Annotated in this window: 13 protein-coding genes; 10 read left to right on the top strand and 3 right to left on the bottom strand. The window is 75.6% G+C overall.

Going from position 1 to position 14381, the window contains the following annotated elements; translation table 11 throughout:
- Positions 1–79: 79 nt before the first annotated feature.
- Entirely contained in the window at positions 80–556 is a 477-nt protein-coding gene (locus tag SK069_RS14135) for a hypothetical protein (protein WP_319954896.1), read from the bottom strand.
- 251 nt (positions 557–807) lie between these two features.
- On the opposite strand from SK069_RS14135, the gene SK069_RS14130 reads away from it, so the two are divergent.
- The gene (locus tag SK069_RS14130) at positions 808–2772 is read left to right on the top strand and encodes an FUSC family protein (RefSeq protein WP_319954895.1); all 1965 of its coding nucleotides are present in this window, start codon (positions 808–810) and stop codon (positions 2770–2772) included.
- A 154-nt stretch (positions 2773–2926) separates the two neighbouring features.
- Here SK069_RS14130 and SK069_RS14125 read toward each other — a convergent pair whose 3' ends face one another.
- Positions 2927–3613 carry a toll/interleukin-1 receptor domain-containing protein gene (locus SK069_RS14125; protein WP_454824048.1) on the bottom strand — a complete coding sequence of 229 codons (687 nt, stop codon included), beginning with the start codon at positions 3611–3613 and terminating at the stop codon, positions 2927–2929.
- Positions 3614–4226: 613 nt separating this feature from the next.
- Here SK069_RS14125 and SK069_RS14120 point away from each other — a divergent pair.
- From SK069_RS14120 to SK069_RS14090, 7 genes are all read left to right on the top strand, one after another.
- Positions 4227–4901 (top strand): uracil-DNA glycosylase, encoded by a 675-nt coding sequence (locus SK069_RS14120; protein WP_319954893.1) that lies wholly within the window; start codon positions 4227–4229, stop codon positions 4899–4901.
- A 344-nt stretch (positions 4902–5245) separates the two neighbouring features.
- On the top strand, positions 5246–5995 hold the full coding sequence (locus SK069_RS14115; RefSeq protein WP_319954892.1) for a response regulator transcription factor: 750 nt from the start codon (positions 5246–5248) through the stop codon (positions 5993–5995).
- Complete coding sequence (locus tag SK069_RS14110; RefSeq protein ID WP_319954891.1) at positions 5992–6696, top strand: sensor histidine kinase; 705 nt, start codon at positions 5992–5994, stop codon at positions 6694–6696. Before SK069_RS14115 ends, SK069_RS14110 begins: the two co-directional genes overlap by 4 nt.
- Positions 6693–7376, top strand: coding sequence for an RcpC/CpaB family pilus assembly protein (locus tag SK069_RS14105; RefSeq protein WP_319954890.1), 684 nt, complete (start codon positions 6693–6695; stop codon positions 7374–7376). The genes SK069_RS14110 and SK069_RS14105 overlap by 4 nt, the downstream gene beginning before the upstream one ends.
- Positions 7373–8497, top strand: a complete 1125-nt coding sequence (locus tag SK069_RS14100; RefSeq protein WP_319954889.1) for a CpaF family protein — start codon at positions 7373–7375, stop codon at positions 8495–8497. The genes SK069_RS14105 and SK069_RS14100 overlap by 4 nt, the downstream gene beginning before the upstream one ends.
- A 34-nt stretch (positions 8498–8531) precedes the next feature.
- Positions 8532–9350, top strand: a complete 819-nt coding sequence (locus SK069_RS14095) for a type II secretion system F family protein (protein ID WP_319954888.1) — start codon at positions 8532–8534, stop codon at positions 9348–9350.
- 115 nt (positions 9351–9465) lie between these two features.
- Positions 9466–10290: a type II secretion system F family protein gene (locus tag SK069_RS14090; protein ID WP_319954887.1), complete on the top strand. Its 825-nt coding sequence runs from the start codon at positions 9466–9468 to the stop codon at positions 10288–10290.
- Positions 10291–10430: 140 nt separating this feature from the next.
- On the opposite strand, the gene SK069_RS14085 is transcribed toward SK069_RS14090, so the two are convergent.
- Positions 10431–12248, bottom strand: a complete 1818-nt coding sequence (locus SK069_RS14085; protein WP_319954886.1) for a hypothetical protein — start codon at positions 12246–12248, stop codon at positions 10431–10433.
- Between the two features lie 472 nt (positions 12249–12720).
- On the opposite strand from SK069_RS14085, the gene SK069_RS14080 reads away from it, so the two are divergent.
- Positions 12721–13257: a division/cell wall cluster transcriptional repressor MraZ gene (locus tag SK069_RS14080; RefSeq protein ID WP_319954885.1), complete on the top strand. Its 537-nt coding sequence runs from the start codon at positions 12721–12723 to the stop codon at positions 13255–13257.
- A 3-nt stretch (positions 13258–13260) separates the two neighbouring features.
- A complete protein-coding gene (gene rsmH / locus SK069_RS14075) occupies positions 13261–14274 on the top strand; it encodes a 16S rRNA (cytosine(1402)-N(4))-methyltransferase RsmH (RefSeq protein WP_319954884.1) in 1014 nt (337 codons plus the stop codon).
- The last annotated feature ends 107 nt before the right edge of the window (positions 14275–14381 follow it).

Below are 14381 nucleotides of genomic sequence, written 5' to 3'. Positions count from 1 at the left end.
GCGGCTCCCTGGAACGACGAAGGCCCCGCGGTGCGGGGCCTTCGTCATCTCCGGGCCGGGCGGATCCGGCGGTGCTGGCTCAGCGGCGCTCGTCGACCGGGACGTAGGCGACGGTGAACCACGAGGGGGCGGGAGCGAGCTCGACCGGCTCGTGGTCCCGGGCGGGCTGGACGTACTCGAAGCGCTGCTCGCGCTCGTCGAAGCGGACGTCGAGCTCGCCCTCCTTCACGCGCTGGTCGAGCCAGGCGCCGCGGAAGACGAGGCGGCGCAGCCAGTGCACGAGCGAGCGCTCGGCGGGCCCGGAGAGCTCGGCCCAGCAGTCGTTGACGTGGGCGCCGAGGTTCGAGAGGGGCTCGTCGACCTCCCCGTTGACCGTGAGGTTCACGAGGTCGTCGACCTCGGATGGGTCGAGGCGGTCGTGGACGAAGCCCAGCCGCACGGCGGCCTGCTCGCACCGCTCCGCGAAGTCGCGCTCGTTGAAGGTGAAGCGGAGGTCCCCGTACTCGAGGACGAAGTCCTCCCCGGAGTCGTAGTTCCCTCGAAAGCTGGAGTCCATGTGCGCGAAGTCGTGACGGGACGGGTCCCGAGCGGCCCGTGCGCAGCGGCACGGCAGCAGGGAACGGATCGGTCGATGCACCCGGGGGGAACGCACGGCGGCAAACCGCGTTCCGTGGGCTGCGGGGCATCCTAGACGCCGATCGCGGGCGCGCAGGAGGGCTGGGTTCGATGTTGCACCGCCTCCGGTGGTGTACGCGCGTGGCGCGCGTCACGGGGATCGGGTGGCCGGGGGCGTACCGTTGGCGGGCGATGCCCGTCCTGCTCCGCTCGATCCTGCGCGCCGGCTGGGCGCGCCGGACCCGGGCGCTGCGGATCGGCCTGAGCTTCGTCCTGCCGCTGAGCATCGGGGCGCTGCTCGGCGAGGTCGCGTGGGGGGCGATCGCCACCCAGGGAGCGTTCGTGGCGATGTACGCCGGCGACGTCCCGTACCGCAAGCGCGCCCGGGTGCTGGCCGGGGTCGGCGTCGGCCTGGCGCTCGCGATGGCGATCGGCACGCTCGCCGCGCCGCACCCGTGGCTGGCGGCGGTGCTCGCCGGGCCGGTCGTGGCGTCCGCGGCGCTGCTCTGCCTCGCCTTCGAGGTCGGGCCCCCACGCGAGTTCATGCCGACGCTGAGCTACCTCGTGGCGATCTCGCTGCCCGTCGACCCGGGTGCCGCGCCGGAGCGCGCGGGCGTCGTGCTGCTGGCGGCGGCGCTCGTCGGGTCGCTGGCGCTCGCCGGGGCGCTGCGCCGCCCGCGGGGGCCGGAGGAGGACGCCGTGCGCGGCGGGGTGCTCGCGGTGGCTGAGCTGCTGGAGCGCGTCGACGGCGACGAGGACGAGGTCGACACGGCGCGCCAGCGTGCAGTGCTCGCCGTGCGCGACGCCGCGCAGGCGATGCGCGCCGCCGGCGACGGGGACCCGGCGCGCCGGCGCCTGACCGAGCTGACGATCGCGCTCGAGGCGGTGCTCGACGCGGCCGTCGGGCTGGCGCTGCGCCAGGACGCCGCGGTCGATCCGGCGTGGTCGGCGGCGCTGCGGGCGCTTGCCGAGAGCGTCGATGACCCGTCGCGTGCGACGCCGGTCCGGCTGCCGGACGACGCGCCCGACACGCCGCCGGGCCACCGGCTCGAGGCGGCGGCGCTGGCGCTGCGCCGGGCGGCGGATCCGGCGCGGCGGTGGGACGAGACGTTCGTCCCGTTCGCGCCGCGCCACCGGCCGCGGGCGCTGGCGGCGCTGCGGCGCGCGCTGCGGCCGAGCTCGCTCGTCGTGCCGACGGCGGTGCGCAACGGCGTCGCCGCGGCCGCGGGCGTCCTGCTGGGCCTGGCGATCGGCGTCGAGCGCGGCGCGTGGGTCGGCCTGACGGCCGTGGCGGTGCTGCAGGCCAGCAACGTGCGCCTGACCGCGCGCCGCACGGCGCACCGCATGCTCGGCACGGGGGTGGGGGTCGTCGTCGCGGCGGCGATCCTCGCGTTCCGGCCGGCGGTCGCGGTGGTGATCGTCGTGATGGCGCTCTGCCAGACGGTCGGCCAGGCGTTCATCAAGGTCGCCTACGGCGTGGCGGTGGCGTGCGTCACGCCGATCGCGCTGCTCGTCTTCGACCTCGGCCAGCCGGGCACGCCGGTCGGCTCGCTGCTCGGCGCCCGCCTGCTCGACACGGCGCTCGGCTGCGCCGTCGGCCTGGCCGCCCGCCGGTTCCTCTGGCCGCAGACGGCGCGCACGCGCCTGCCGACGGCGCAGGCGGCGGTGATCGAGGCGGTGGGGGACGTCCTGCACGCGGCGGCGATGCGCCCGGTCGAGCCGTCCGGCGTCCGCCTGCGCCAGGCGCGCCGCCGGCTGCAGACGGCGCTGCTGAACCTGCGTGCCGTGCAGGCCGACGCCCTCGGCGACCTGGCCTGGCGCCCGCCGTGGCCCGGCCGCCGGCGCGGCGCGCAGGCGGAGCCCGACTGGGCGACGACCCTGGCGGTCACCGCCCTGGCCCACGCCGCGATGGCCGCCCCGGCCCGCGCCGACGGCCCCCCGCCGGACCCCACGACCGTGGCCGCCCTCGACGCCGCGATCGCCCACCTCGCCGCGACCGCGTCGGGCCTGCGCGCCCCCGCCTGGGTCGCCCTGCCGCGCCTGCGTCAGTGGCCGCGCACTGCGGCCGCCCTGGCCGAGCTGCGCGACCGCCTGGCTGGCGAGGACGCGCCGGCGGAGCGCCCGCTCCACGCGACCGGCGCCCCGCTCACCGCCTGACCCCGTCCCAGCGCCGCGTCTGAGTACCGCTTGCCCGCGCACAGCTCGACGCGACCTCGCCGGTTCGCGGAAGCGTGAGTACAGTCCTGGACGCCCGAACGCTTCGAGCAGTGGAAGGCGACCGTCAGCGACGGGCAGCGGCGGGCCGGCAGGGCTAGACGTTGACGGCGTCGGCGATCCTGGCGGCGATCGCGGCTAGCGAGCCGTCGCTGGTCAGCCCGGAGCGCGCCGCGAGCAACGCGCTGTGCTCGCGGACCGTCTCGAAGGTCGTGCCGTGGGCGACCGGTATAAGCCGGTCGGTCGCCAGCAGCGCGGACAGCTCCTTGTCCGCGACCCCCTCTGCGTCGATGCTGCGCAGGAGGGCCGGCGTCGCCAGGACAATGCCAATCCGGGACATCCGCAGGCCCTTGTCGATCTCGCGCATCATCGAAGTCCCGAGGGCGATGTCCTTCTCGCTGAACCAGACGGTCACACCGCGGGCCTCCAGGAGGTCGTGGAGCTCCTTGGCGGCGCCGCTCCGGTCGTCCCAGGCGTGGCACAGGAACACGTCGCGGCGCTCGGGATGCTTCGCGGCCTGCTCGTCCGCCGCCTCGAAGACCGGCTTGACGGTCCGCCACTCAGCGTCCGTGTAAGCCAGGCGCGTCACGCGCCCAGCGCTCGTCGACCGGGCCGAGCGAGACGACCTCGAACCAGAGGAACCGTACGAGCCGTAGGACGGCCGCGATGACGACGGCGAGTGCGAGGGCCGGTAGGACGAGCGCCCGTACCGGCCGCCGCACGCCGGGCACCTTGCAGCAGCTGCGGCCGAGCGGTGGCCCTCGACAGGAGCGGTGCAGCGCATGTCTGGAGGGTACGCTCGGCCCCGGCGTCTACTTCAGCGGACCGGACGGGCCGGCGGTCTGACCGGCCGCGTCGGTCAAAGGGCGGGCCGCGTTGACGACGCCGAACCGCAGAAGCCCAGCCCAGAGGCCGGTTTCGGCGTCGCACTCCGGTTAGCGGGCGTCCGGAACGGCTGGAACTCGCGGGGCTCTCCCGTTCGCCAGATCAAGGGCCTTCGGCGCCAGCAACTATGCGGGTTTCGACGTGCAACCAGCCCCTAGGCCGGCGCCTCCGCGCCACTGCCCGGAGGCCCGAAGGTCGGCAGTGTCAACGTCCATGTGCGCGCGATCAGCCGCGATGCGAACCAATGCGATCCGTTCAACCATGTCGCAGAATCGGCGGGAGCCCCGGCGTTGAAAGGCCGCAGGTTTGGTCGGATCACGCCGACCTCGGATGAGGGCCAGAGTCGGTCGTACGAGGTGAGGAACTCCGTCAGGTCGGCGGCGCCGTGCTCAAGCGCGATCCGTTTATCCGTCGCGGTCCGTCGTAGCACGAACAACGTTTGCGGCTATTGGTCTCGCCACGTCTTTGAGACGGGCTCCGGAACGCCCGATAGTCGAGCTAGGGTCATCAACATGACGGACGGCGAGAGCGGGACGACCGGCGCGGAGCCCCGCTCGGACGGGCCACGAGCCAACCGGGACCCCGACGAGCTTGCTCGAAAGCGCAGTCTCCTCACTGAGCCGCACGTCGCGCCGCTCGCCGATTACGTGACTCGACTCAGAGGAGAGCGCGGCGCCGATCGCGTCCCCGATTTCGATCCGACCGAAGCGGGTGTCGAAGCCAAGATCTTGTTGCTCCTAGAAGCGCCAGGCGGCAAAGCAACGGTCGAGCGCGGCGGGTCAGGCTTCGTGTCCCCCGACAACAACGATGGCTCTGCGGAGAACATGTGGAGGCTCTTCCAGGAACTCGGTGTCGACCGCCGCCGCGAAGTCGTCACCTGGAACGTCGTGCCGTGGTACATCGGCGGCGACAGCAAGATCCGACCTGCTGAGTCCAGCGATCTGCTGGAAGGTCAGCGCTACATCGAGGAGCTCGTCGGCCTGTTGCCGAATCTGCGCGTCGTAGTGCTCATCGGCAAGCACGCCGCCCGAGGGTGGCAACGTCTCGGAATTGATCTGCCGACCGTCGAAGTCCCGCATCCGTCGCCCCAGAATCTGAACGTCCGACCGCACATGCGAGATCAGTTGCGCGCCGGGCTCCAGCACGCCCGTGAGATCGCACGGGTCGTCTCCAACGGCACGGTCTAGAGAGGGCGCGCAGAAGACAAGAGGCCTACGGATCTGACGGAGTCCTCCAGCCGATAAGCCCCGGCCGCGGTGACCAGCTTGACGCTGCGGGTAGCCGACTGCGCGCGCTTCGGAACGTCGATGATGGCGGTCGGCTACTTGCCGCCCAGTAGCTCCTGCTCCCGACCGTAGACCGGATCGTCACCGAGCTCGCTCACGGGGTCAGCGCGTTGCCGACCCCGTCGCTCCTGAGGCTCTTCGCCTTGCGGGAGCGCTCGGCGCGTCGCGACCGATGCGGGGTGACGCAATGCGGCGACGAAAACGCGGGGGAGAACCTGCGGTGGGTGGCGGGTGAGAGGGGCATCATGAGCGACTCGCCCCCCATCGCCACCCTGCTGCTCGTCGAGGACGACGACCTGACGCGGGAGTTCCTCGCCGAGCACCTTGCGGCCGACGGCTACGAGCCACTGGCTGCGAAGGATCTCGCCACCGCGCGGCGGCTGCTGGATCGGCACGCGCCGGATCTCGTCCTCACCGACGTCGTGTTGCCGGACGGCAGCGGGCTGGAGCTCGCGCGCGAGGTGCGGCGCGCGGACGGGATCGCCTCGCGCGTGGATCCGGCGACGCCGGTCGTCGTGCTCAGCGGTCGGGACGGCGAGCTGGACCGGATCCGCGGCTTCGAGTGGGGGTGCGACGACTACCTCGTCAAGCCGTTCAGCTATCCGGAGCTGCGCCTGCGCCTCCGCGCGGTGCTCGCGCGCGCGGGGCGCCGGGAGCAGGCGGGGATCCTGCGGGTCGGATCGCTGCGACTGGACCCGTCGCGGCGGCGCGTGCTGATCGGCGAGCAGCCGATCGAGCTGACCCAGAAGGAGTACGCGCTGCTCCTGGCGCTCGCGCGTGAGCCGACGCGCGTGTTCACGAAGTCCGAGTTGCTGCGCGTGGTGTGGGGCTTCCGCGACGCGTCGATCGTCTCGCGGACCGTCGACTCGCACGCCTGCCGGCTGCGGCGCAAGCTCGGCGTCGCCGGCGACGAGTTCGTCGTGAACGTGTGGGGCGTCGGGTACCGGCTGGTCGAGGCGCCGGCCACCGCGGTCGAGCGGGCGTGGGCGGCATGAGCGCGCTGCTGGCCGCCGGCTGGCTGCTCGCCGTCGGCGCGGCGTCGCTGCTGCTGCTCGAGCGGCGCGCCGGCCGCAGCACCGCCGAGCGCGTCGTCCGCGCCTGTCACGAGCTGCGCGGTCCGCTGACGACCGTCCTGCTGGCGCTCGACGACCCGACGAACCCGCGGACGTCCGCCGTCGCCGGGGAGCTCGCTCGCGCACGCCGCGCCGCGGACGAGGTCTCCGCCGCCGTCGCGCGACGTCGCCTGCCCGACGAGCGCCGCCCGGTCGATGTCGCCGAGCTGGTGCGGGGGCTCGTCGCGGTGCACGATGCGCTCGCGCGCCGCGTGGGTCGCCGGATCGAACTGACGGTCGCGCCCGGCCCGACGATCGTCGTCGGCGACCGCGCGCGACTCGCCCAGGCGCTCGGGAACCTCCTGCAGAACGCGGTCGAGCACGGCGAGGGCATCGTCCGCGTGCGGCTGCACGCCGGCGACGACGTGCGGATCGAGGTCCACGACGACGGCCCGGGGCTCGCCCACCCGGTCGCGACGCTCGCCGCCGGTTCGCGGCGCGGGTTGCGTGGCCGCGGCCTCGCGATCGCCCACGAGGCCGTGCGCCGTCAGGGCGGCAGCCTCCGCTCGGCGCCCGCGGCTCGCGGAGCGCGCCTCGTCGTCGACCTGCCCGCCGGCCGGGTCCGCGGGCGGGCCGCGTCGTGAGCCCGCGCCGCCGCGCGCTCCTGCTGCTCGGGCTCGCGATCGTCCTCGGCACGCTCGCCGCGGGCGACATCGGCCGGCGAGAGGCGGAGCTGCGGGCGGCCGTCGGCCCGACGGTCCCGGTCGTCGTCGCCGCGCGCGACATCCCCGCCGACGCGCCGATCTCGAGCGATCAGCTCGCCGTGCGGCGCGTCCCGCGCCGCTACGCGCCGCAGGAGCGCGTCGCCGACGGTCGCGAGCTCGTGGGGCTGCGCGCCCAGGCCGCGGTCCCGCGCGGCAGCGACCTGACGCTCGCCCTCGTCCAGTCCCGGGATCCGCTGCGGCTCGCGCCCGGCGAGCGGATCGCCGACATCGTCGCCACCGGTGACCGGCGCCTCGTGCGGCCCGGAGGACGCGTTGACGTGCTCGTCACCCGCGAGCAGCAGGGGCGGGGCGGCGCGACCCGGCTGGCGCTCGAGAACGCCGAGGTCCTGCGGGTCGCCGACGCACCGGCGGCCGACGGCGACGACAGCGGCGGCCGGATCGCGGTGGCGCTGCGCGTGCGGCTGCGGCAGGCGATCTACCTCACCGCCGCCCAGAACTTCGCGACCGAGCTGCGCGTCCTGCCCCGCGCGGAGGACGACGCGCGCGCCGGCGACGGCGAAGGCCTGACGACGACCTCCGACCTGGACGGCGTTCGATGAGCCTCCACGGCCAGATCGCGGCCGAGCTGCACCGCGAGCTCGTCGACCTCGCGTCCCGCCCGGCCGAGGAGGGCACGCTCGCCGCACCCGAGCACGTGCTGGAGCAGGTCCTCGCCCGCGAGGCGCCGCTGCTGCCGCCCGAGGACCGCGCCGAGGTGCGACGGCTGCTCGTCGAGCGGACCGTCGGCCTCGGCCCGCTCGAGAGCCTGCTCGACGACCCCGACGTCGACGAGATCATGGTCCTCGGCACCCGCCCGGTCTGGGTCGAGCGACGCGGTCGGATCGAGGCCACGAGCGTCCGCTTCGCCGACGGCGACGAGCTGCTGCACGCGATCGAGCGGATGCTCGCCGGCGCCGGCCGCCGCGTCGACCGCTCCGAGCCGCTCTGCGACGCCCGGCTGCCGGACGGGTCGCGGCTGCACGTCGCGCTGCCACCGGTGTCCGTCGACGGGCCGTCGGTGACGATCCGCCGCTTCCGCGACCGCTCGTGGACGGCGGAGGAGCTCGTCGCGCGGGGGACATGGACGCCGACGCTCGGCGCGGCGATCGCCGGTGCGGTGCGGGACCGCCGCTCGATCCTCGTCAGCGGCGGGACAGGGGCCGGCAAGACGACGACCCTCGCCGCGATCGCCGGGCTGCTCGACCCGGGTGAGCGGATCGTCACCGTCGAGGACACCGCCGAGCTGCGGCTGACGCTGCCGCACGTCGTGCGGCTCGAGGCCCGGACCGCCCGCGGCGACGGCCAGGGTGCGATCGCGATCCGCGATCTCGTCCGCAACGCCCTGCGCATGCGGCCGGACCGGATCGTCGTCGGCGAGGTCCGCGGCGGCGAGGCGCTCGACATGGTGCTCGCGATGACCACCGGCCACGACGGGTCGCTCTCCACGATCCACGCCCGCTCGCCCGAGTCGGCGCTGCGGCGGCTCGAGACGCTCTGCCTCATGGCCGACTCGGGACTGCCGCACGCCGCCGTGCGGCGGCTCGTCGGCGACGCGATCGGGCTCGTCCTGCAGCAGGCGCGCCTCGCGGACGGCTCGCGGCGCGTGATCGCCGCCCAGCGGGTCGTTGCCGCCGGGCAGGGATGGCGGACCGTCCCGGTCGACGTCGGGGAGCCCGCGTGATCCGGGCACCCTGGATCGCGGGCGCGGGGCCGGCATGAGCGGCGCTGCGGTCACGATGGCCGTCGCGGCGACGCTCGCGGCGGCTGCGGCGATCGACCTGCTGGCGCTCGCCGTGCCGGCGGCGCGCCGGGTCGTGCGCGAGCGCCCCGCACCGGGGCTCGGCGCGCTCGAGCGTCCGCCGGTGATCGTCGGCGCGGCGTGCGCCGGTGGGCTGCTCCTGCTCCTCGGCGCGGTCGTGCCCGGGCTCCTCGTCGCCCTCGGCCCGCCGGCGGTGCGCGCGACCCGTCGCCGCCACCAGGAGCGCCGCCGGCGGGCGCTGCGCGACGGCGCGCCGCTCGTGGCCCGCGCGATCGCCGACGGGCTCGACGCCGGCTCGCCCGTGCGCGGCGCGATCGTCGAGGCCGCCGCGACCGGCCCGCCCGGGGCGGCCGGACGCGAGCTCCAGGTCGTCGCGGCGCGCCTGCGCGCGGGGGACCCGCTCACCGCCTCGATCGTCGCGTGGCGGCGGCGCACCGGGGACCACGCCCACGTCGCGCTCGTGGCCGGGTTGCTGCTGCACGGCGAGGCCGGCGGCGAGCTCGCCGCGGTCCTGCGCGCGCAGGCCGATGCGCTCGAGCGTCGTCGGCGCGCGACGGCGGAGGCCGAGAGCGCCACGGTCCAGGCCCGGACCGCCGCGCGGATCGTCGGGGGCCTGCCGGTCCTCATCGCCGTCGCGGTCGCGGTGCTCGCGCCCGACGCGATCCGCGCCGTCACTGCGGACGCGATCGGCGTGGGGCTCGTCCTGCTCGCGGTGCTCCTGCAGGTGGCGGCGAAGGTCGCCGTCCGGCGGTTGACCGCGGAGCTCGCCCGATGACTGCTCGCCCGATGCCGCGGAGCTCGTTGGCGGCCGTGCTGCCGGTGCCCGCCGGGCCCGACCGGACCGGGCGCCGCGGTCGGGTACCGCGGCGATCCGTGTGGGAGCGGTCGCGGTGATCGCGATCCTCCTCGCGGGTGCTGCGGGCGCGGCGGCCGGTGCCGCCGCCGGGGAGCTGCTCGCGGCACGCGCCGCACGGCGTCCCGTGCGCGGACGCGGCGACCGGCTCCTGCGGCTCGCGCGACGCCTCGGCGGCCGTCTCGCCCCGCGGATGCCGCTGCCGCGGGACGCGGCGGAGCGGCTCGACGCGGCCGGGCTGGCGCCGGACGTCCGGCCGGCGGACCTCCAGGCGATCCGCGGGGCGGCGGCGGTCGTCGCCGGGGCCTCGTGGCTCGTCGTCGTCCCGTTCGCGGGAGCGGGCGGGGTCCTGCTGAGCATCGCGCTGCCCGCGGCGATCGCGCTCGCGCCGGAGGCGATCATCGCCCGGCGGATCCGCCTGCGCAGCACCGAGATGCTCACGACGCTGCCCGACGCGATCGACCTGCTGCGGATCGCGCTCGGCGGCGGACGATCGGTGCCCGAGGCGCTCGCCGCCGTCGGCGCGCACCACCAGGGCACGCTCGCGGCCGAGCTGCGGCGCGCGGCGGCGGAGGTCCGCGTCGGCGTGCCGGTGCAGCCGACGCTCGAGCAGCTGCGCCGGCGCTGCCCGGCCGACGGGGCGATCGAGCTCACCGCGCTGCTCGCGCGGGCGCACCGTCAGGGCGCGGCCGCCGACGACGGCTTGCGCGCGCTGGCCGAGGACCTGCGCGAGCGCCGGGCCCGGCACGCGATCGACGCCGCGGCCCGTGCGGCGCCGAAGGTCCAGCTCGTCGTGGCGCTGCTGCTCGTGCCGTCGGTGATGCTGCTCATCGCCGCGGCCCTGCTCGCGGTGCAGCGCTGAGGTCGGCCCTCGAGGCGAGGCTCCGCCCGGAGCCGGGTGCCGTGCACGGGGGCCGAGCACGCCGTCGCTGCTCCTCCGGGTCGGCGGAACAGCGGCGGCCGTGCGGGGGCGGGGGCGCGCCGCAGCGCGCCCCCAGGACCTCACGGGGTGGTGGTCGTCGTGCCGGTGCCGCCCGTGCCGCCGGACGTGCCCGGGGCGTAGCTCAGCGCGAGCGTCGAGTTGAACGTCGAGCCGCTCGACGTGCCGCCGGCGCTGATGAGCTTCAGGCGCTGCAGGACGGCGAGGACCATCTGGCCGTCGCGGTCGCGCAGCTCGTCGATCGGCAGGCTCTGGAGGAACTGCGAGATCTTCGTCGCGTCGATGATCGCGGTCGGCTTCTTGCCGCCCAGCAGCTCCTGCGCCTGGCCGTAGACCGGATCGTCGCCGAGCTTGCTCGACGGCGTCAGGGCGTTGCCGACCGCGTCCGTGCCGAGGCCGATCGCCAGGCGATCACCCTTCACGCCCGCCGCGATGAGGAACGGCGCGCCCGGGAACTGGGCCACGACGCCCTTGTCGGCACCGGTGATCGAGCGCTCCTGGAACCGCAGCGGCAGCGTCTGCTGCACGACCCCGCGGAGCTGATCGAGGATCGTCGAGGCGCCCGCCGCGTCCTTCGCGCGCAGCACGACCGCGCCGCCGATCGAGGTGATGCTGTCACCGCGCACCGCGATCGCGCCGGACTCCAGGCCGCCGAGCGCGTCGAGCAGCGAGTCCGGGATGTTGATCCCCGTCAGCTGCCGCAGCTGGCCCAGGAGCGCCTTCGGATCGGCCGCCGGCGTCGGGGTCGACGTCGTGCCCGTCCCCGAGCCGCCGAGCAGCGTGCCGTAGCTCTTGAACGCCTGCTGGAAGCCGCCGAGGCCCGCCGCCAGCCACGAGCCGGCCGGCAGGTTCGCGAGCTCGTCCTCGGAGTCCGTCGTCGGCGCCGACAGCCCCTCCGGCTGCGTCCCGCCGACCTGCAGCCGAATCCGGCCCGAGCGCAGCTCGACGCCCATCGCGATCGCCGCGTCGACCTTCGGCAGCGTGTCGCCGCCGATGCTCGACAGGCTGCCCAGGCCGCGCTCCAGGCCCGGCACCGCCGCCGAGCCGCCCGAGCGCTCGAGCTGGCGCAGCTGCCGGCGCAGGCGCGCCTGCCGCTGGCCGGAGTTCGTCACGTCGCCGATCACGCTGTTCAGCACGTCGGCCTGCTGCAGGTCCACGTAGCCCCCGCCGAGGAGATCCTCGGTCCGGACCTGCTCGACCGCCTTCTTGAAGCGGTCGTTGCCGGCGAGGTCGGCTCCCGGCCCGGCCTTGATCGCGGCCTCGACGGCCGGGACCTGGCCGACGGCGAACGTCTCGTCGCCGATCCAGACCGCCGTGTCCTTGTCGTTGCCGGGGCCCTGGTAGTAGGTCTGGCCGTCGAGCTCGCGCTTCGTGCCCTCGTCGAGCTCCTTCTGCAGGCCCTTGCGCAGGCCCGCCGCGTCGCGGACGGTCGCGACGAACGCCGCCGCCGACTCGGTCTTCCCGCGGCTCGCCGGATCGCGGACGACGAAGCCGCCGATCTGATCCCCGAGGAAGGGGATGATCGCGTCCTCGAAGCTCGCGCCGCCCGCGAGGTCCTCGTCGTCGAGGTCCAGGGCCTTGATGAGCGCCGGACCGGGGTCGGTCACCCCGAACGCGCTCGTCAGCTCCTCGATCCCGGCCTTCGTCGCGCCGCCCGGGCGGATCGTCGCCTCGGCGAAGCCCGCCGCGCCCGCGGGCACGTCGTCGGCGAGGGCGAGCTGCAGCGGCGCGCCCTGCGTCGAGGGGCCGGCGGTCGTGGAGGTCGTCTTCTCGTCGTCGCCCCCGCATCCGGCGACCGCGAGCGCGAGCGCGCCCGAGAGGGCGAACGCCATCGGCGCGCGTCGGAAGCGGCGAGTCGGACTGGTGCTGGTGCTGGTCATGGGCTCTCCGGTCAGGGGGACCGGCCGAATCGTACGGGCTGCCCGGGCAGCGCGGCGCCGCTGCCGGGACCGACGCGCGATCGGTCGCCGACCCTCCGTGCGCCCAACGTGCCCCACCTTGCCCCACCACGCCGGTCAACGTCCCCACCTTGCGGGCGTCGACCGACCGCGAACGCGGCCGAATCGCCTCGATCGTCCGTCGACGAACAGGTGTTCGATCACGTGGGAACGATCGTGCAGCGGCGTCCTCGAACGGGGCAAATTGCCAGTATTCAAGGGGTAAATGGCCGACCAACGCCGGGCGAACGCGTGTTCCGCCGGACGCGTTGCTAGGCCGAAGTGGGCCGCTGGTCCACGAGAGTGGTGCGAAGTGGGGTGAAGTGGGGTATGTTCCCGCCAGCAGGTCGGGCCGAGACGGTTCCTCCCACCGCCCCGGCCCGACCTGCACCGGTCATCTCCGCCGGCCTTCGCTGTGACCGACCTGCAGCTGCAGTCGCAGTTCGAGCTCACCCTCGACGCCAAGAACCGCCTGACCATTCCGGCGCGGTTCCGCGATCCCTTTCGGGCCGGCCTCGTCCTCGTGCGCTCCTTCGACGTCCCGGCCATCGGGGTCGAGCCCGCGGCCGACTACCGTGAGTTCGTGCAGCAATCGCTCGCCGGTCGCCATCCGCTGGACCCCGCCACGCGCGCGATCGAGCGCTCGCTGAACTCGATGGCCACGCCCGCCGAGCTCGACGGCCAGGGCCGCGTGACGATCTCCCCGACGCACCTCGAGCACGCCCGCATCGGCGGCAAGGAGGTGCTGCTCGTCGGCAGCGGCCGGCGCTTCGAGCTCTGGGACCGGGCCGGCTGGGAGGCCTACGCCCCGTCGATGCAGGACGCGATGCTGCAGATCGCCAACGCGATCGGCGGCCAGTCCGGCTTCCCGCCCGCGCCCGGCTTCGGTGCGGCGCCCGGCGCCCCGGGCGGCGACGCGCCCGGGCCCGGCTCCGCCCCGGCGGAGGGCTGACCCGTGGCCCGCCGGCGCCCCACCGCGCCCCCCGAGCCTGCGACGGCGCCGTCCGCGGACGCGCGCGACGCCGCGACGGACGCCCCGCACCTGCCGGTGCTCGCCGAGGAGACGCTCGAGCTGCTCGACGCCCGGCCCGGCGAGACGATCGTCGACGCGACGTTCGGCGCCGGCGGCCATGCGCGCCTGGTCGCCGAGCGGCTCGGGCCGACCGGGACCCTCGTGGTGATCGATCGCGACCCCGTCGCGCTCGCGCTCGCCGAGCGGTTCGCGGCCGAGGCGCCGTGCGCCGTGCGGATCGTGGGAGCGCCCTTCGCCGACGCGCTCGAGGGCCTCGCCGAGGAAGGGTTCCGGGCCGACGGGGCGTACTTCGACCTCGGCATGTCCTCGATGCAGATCGACGAGCCCGAGCGGGGCTTCTCCTACGTGCGCGACGCCCCGCTCGACATGCGGATGGGGGAGGGCAGCGCCCAGAGCGCGGCCGAGGTCGTGGCGACGTGGGGCGAGCGCGAGCTGGCGGCCGCCCTGCGCGAGCTCGGCGAGGAGCGTCACGCGTCGCGGATCGCCCGCGCGATCGTGCGCGAGCGCGAGAAGGCCCCGATCGAGACGACCGGCCGGCTCGTCGACGTCGTGACCGACGCGATCCCGACCCCGGCCCGGTTCGCCGGCGGGCACCCCGCCAAGCGGACCTTCCAGGCGCTGCGGATCGTCGTCAACGACGAGCTCGGGCAGATCGACCGCGCGCTCCCCGCCGCCTGGCGGCTGCTGCGCCGCGGCGGCCGGCTCGTGGCCATCAGCTTCCACTCGCTCGAGGACCGCCGCGTGAAGCGGTTCCTCGCCGACCGCGCCCAGGGGTGCATCTGCCCGCCCGACCTGCCGGTCTGCGGCTGCGGCAAGGTCGCCGAGGCCGAGCTGCTGACGCGTGGCATCGCGCCGACGGCCGCCGAGCAGGAGCGCAACCCGCGCTCGCGCTCGGCTCGCGTGCGCGCCGCGCGACGGATCGAGGTGCCCGCGTGAGCGCCGCGCCCGCCCCGCGCCGCTCGGCGCCGGCCGGTCGTCCCGCGCCCGCGACGCGTCCCGCGCTGCGCCCCGTTCCCGGGGGACGCCCCGCGCCCGGCGGACGG

Source organism: Patulibacter brassicae, from assembly GCF_033949425.1.
Classification (GTDB): Bacteria; Actinomycetota; Thermoleophilia; order Solirubrobacterales; family Solirubrobacteraceae; genus Patulibacter; species Patulibacter brassicae.
The sequence above is the reverse complement of the archived record's forward strand: the minus strand, read 5'-3'. Positions and strand labels throughout refer to the sequence as shown.

Bases quoted from the DNA above. Each gene is read 5' to 3' on its own strand.
- SK069_RS14135 (WP_319954896.1), bottom strand. From the start codon at position 556: ATGGACTCCAGCTTTCGAGGGAACTACGACTCCGGGGAGGACTTCGTC.
- SK069_RS14130 (WP_319954895.1), top strand. From the start codon at position 808: ATGCCCGTCCTGCTCCGCTCGATCCTGCGCGCCGGCTGGGCGCGCCGG.
- SK069_RS14125 (WP_454824048.1), bottom strand. From the start codon at position 3,613: ATGCGCTGCACCGCTCCTGTCGAGGGCCACCGCTCGGCCGCAGCTGCT.
- SK069_RS14120 (WP_319954893.1), top strand. From the start codon at position 4,227: ATGACGGACGGCGAGAGCGGGACGACCGGCGCGGAGCCCCGCTCGGAC.
- SK069_RS14115 (WP_319954892.1), top strand. From the start codon at position 5,246: ATGAGCGACTCGCCCCCCATCGCCACCCTGCTGCTCGTCGAGGACGAC.
- SK069_RS14110 (WP_319954891.1), top strand. From the start codon at position 5,992: ATGAGCGCGCTGCTGGCCGCCGGCTGGCTGCTCGCCGTCGGCGCGGCG.
- SK069_RS14100 (WP_319954889.1), top strand. From the start codon at position 7,373: ATGAGCCTCCACGGCCAGATCGCGGCCGAGCTGCACCGCGAGCTCGTC.
- SK069_RS14095 (WP_319954888.1), top strand. From the start codon at position 8,532: ATGAGCGGCGCTGCGGTCACGATGGCCGTCGCGGCGACGCTCGCGGCG.
- SK069_RS14085 (WP_319954886.1), bottom strand. From the start codon at position 12,248: ATGACCAGCACCAGCACCAGTCCGACTCGCCGCTTCCGACGCGCGCCG.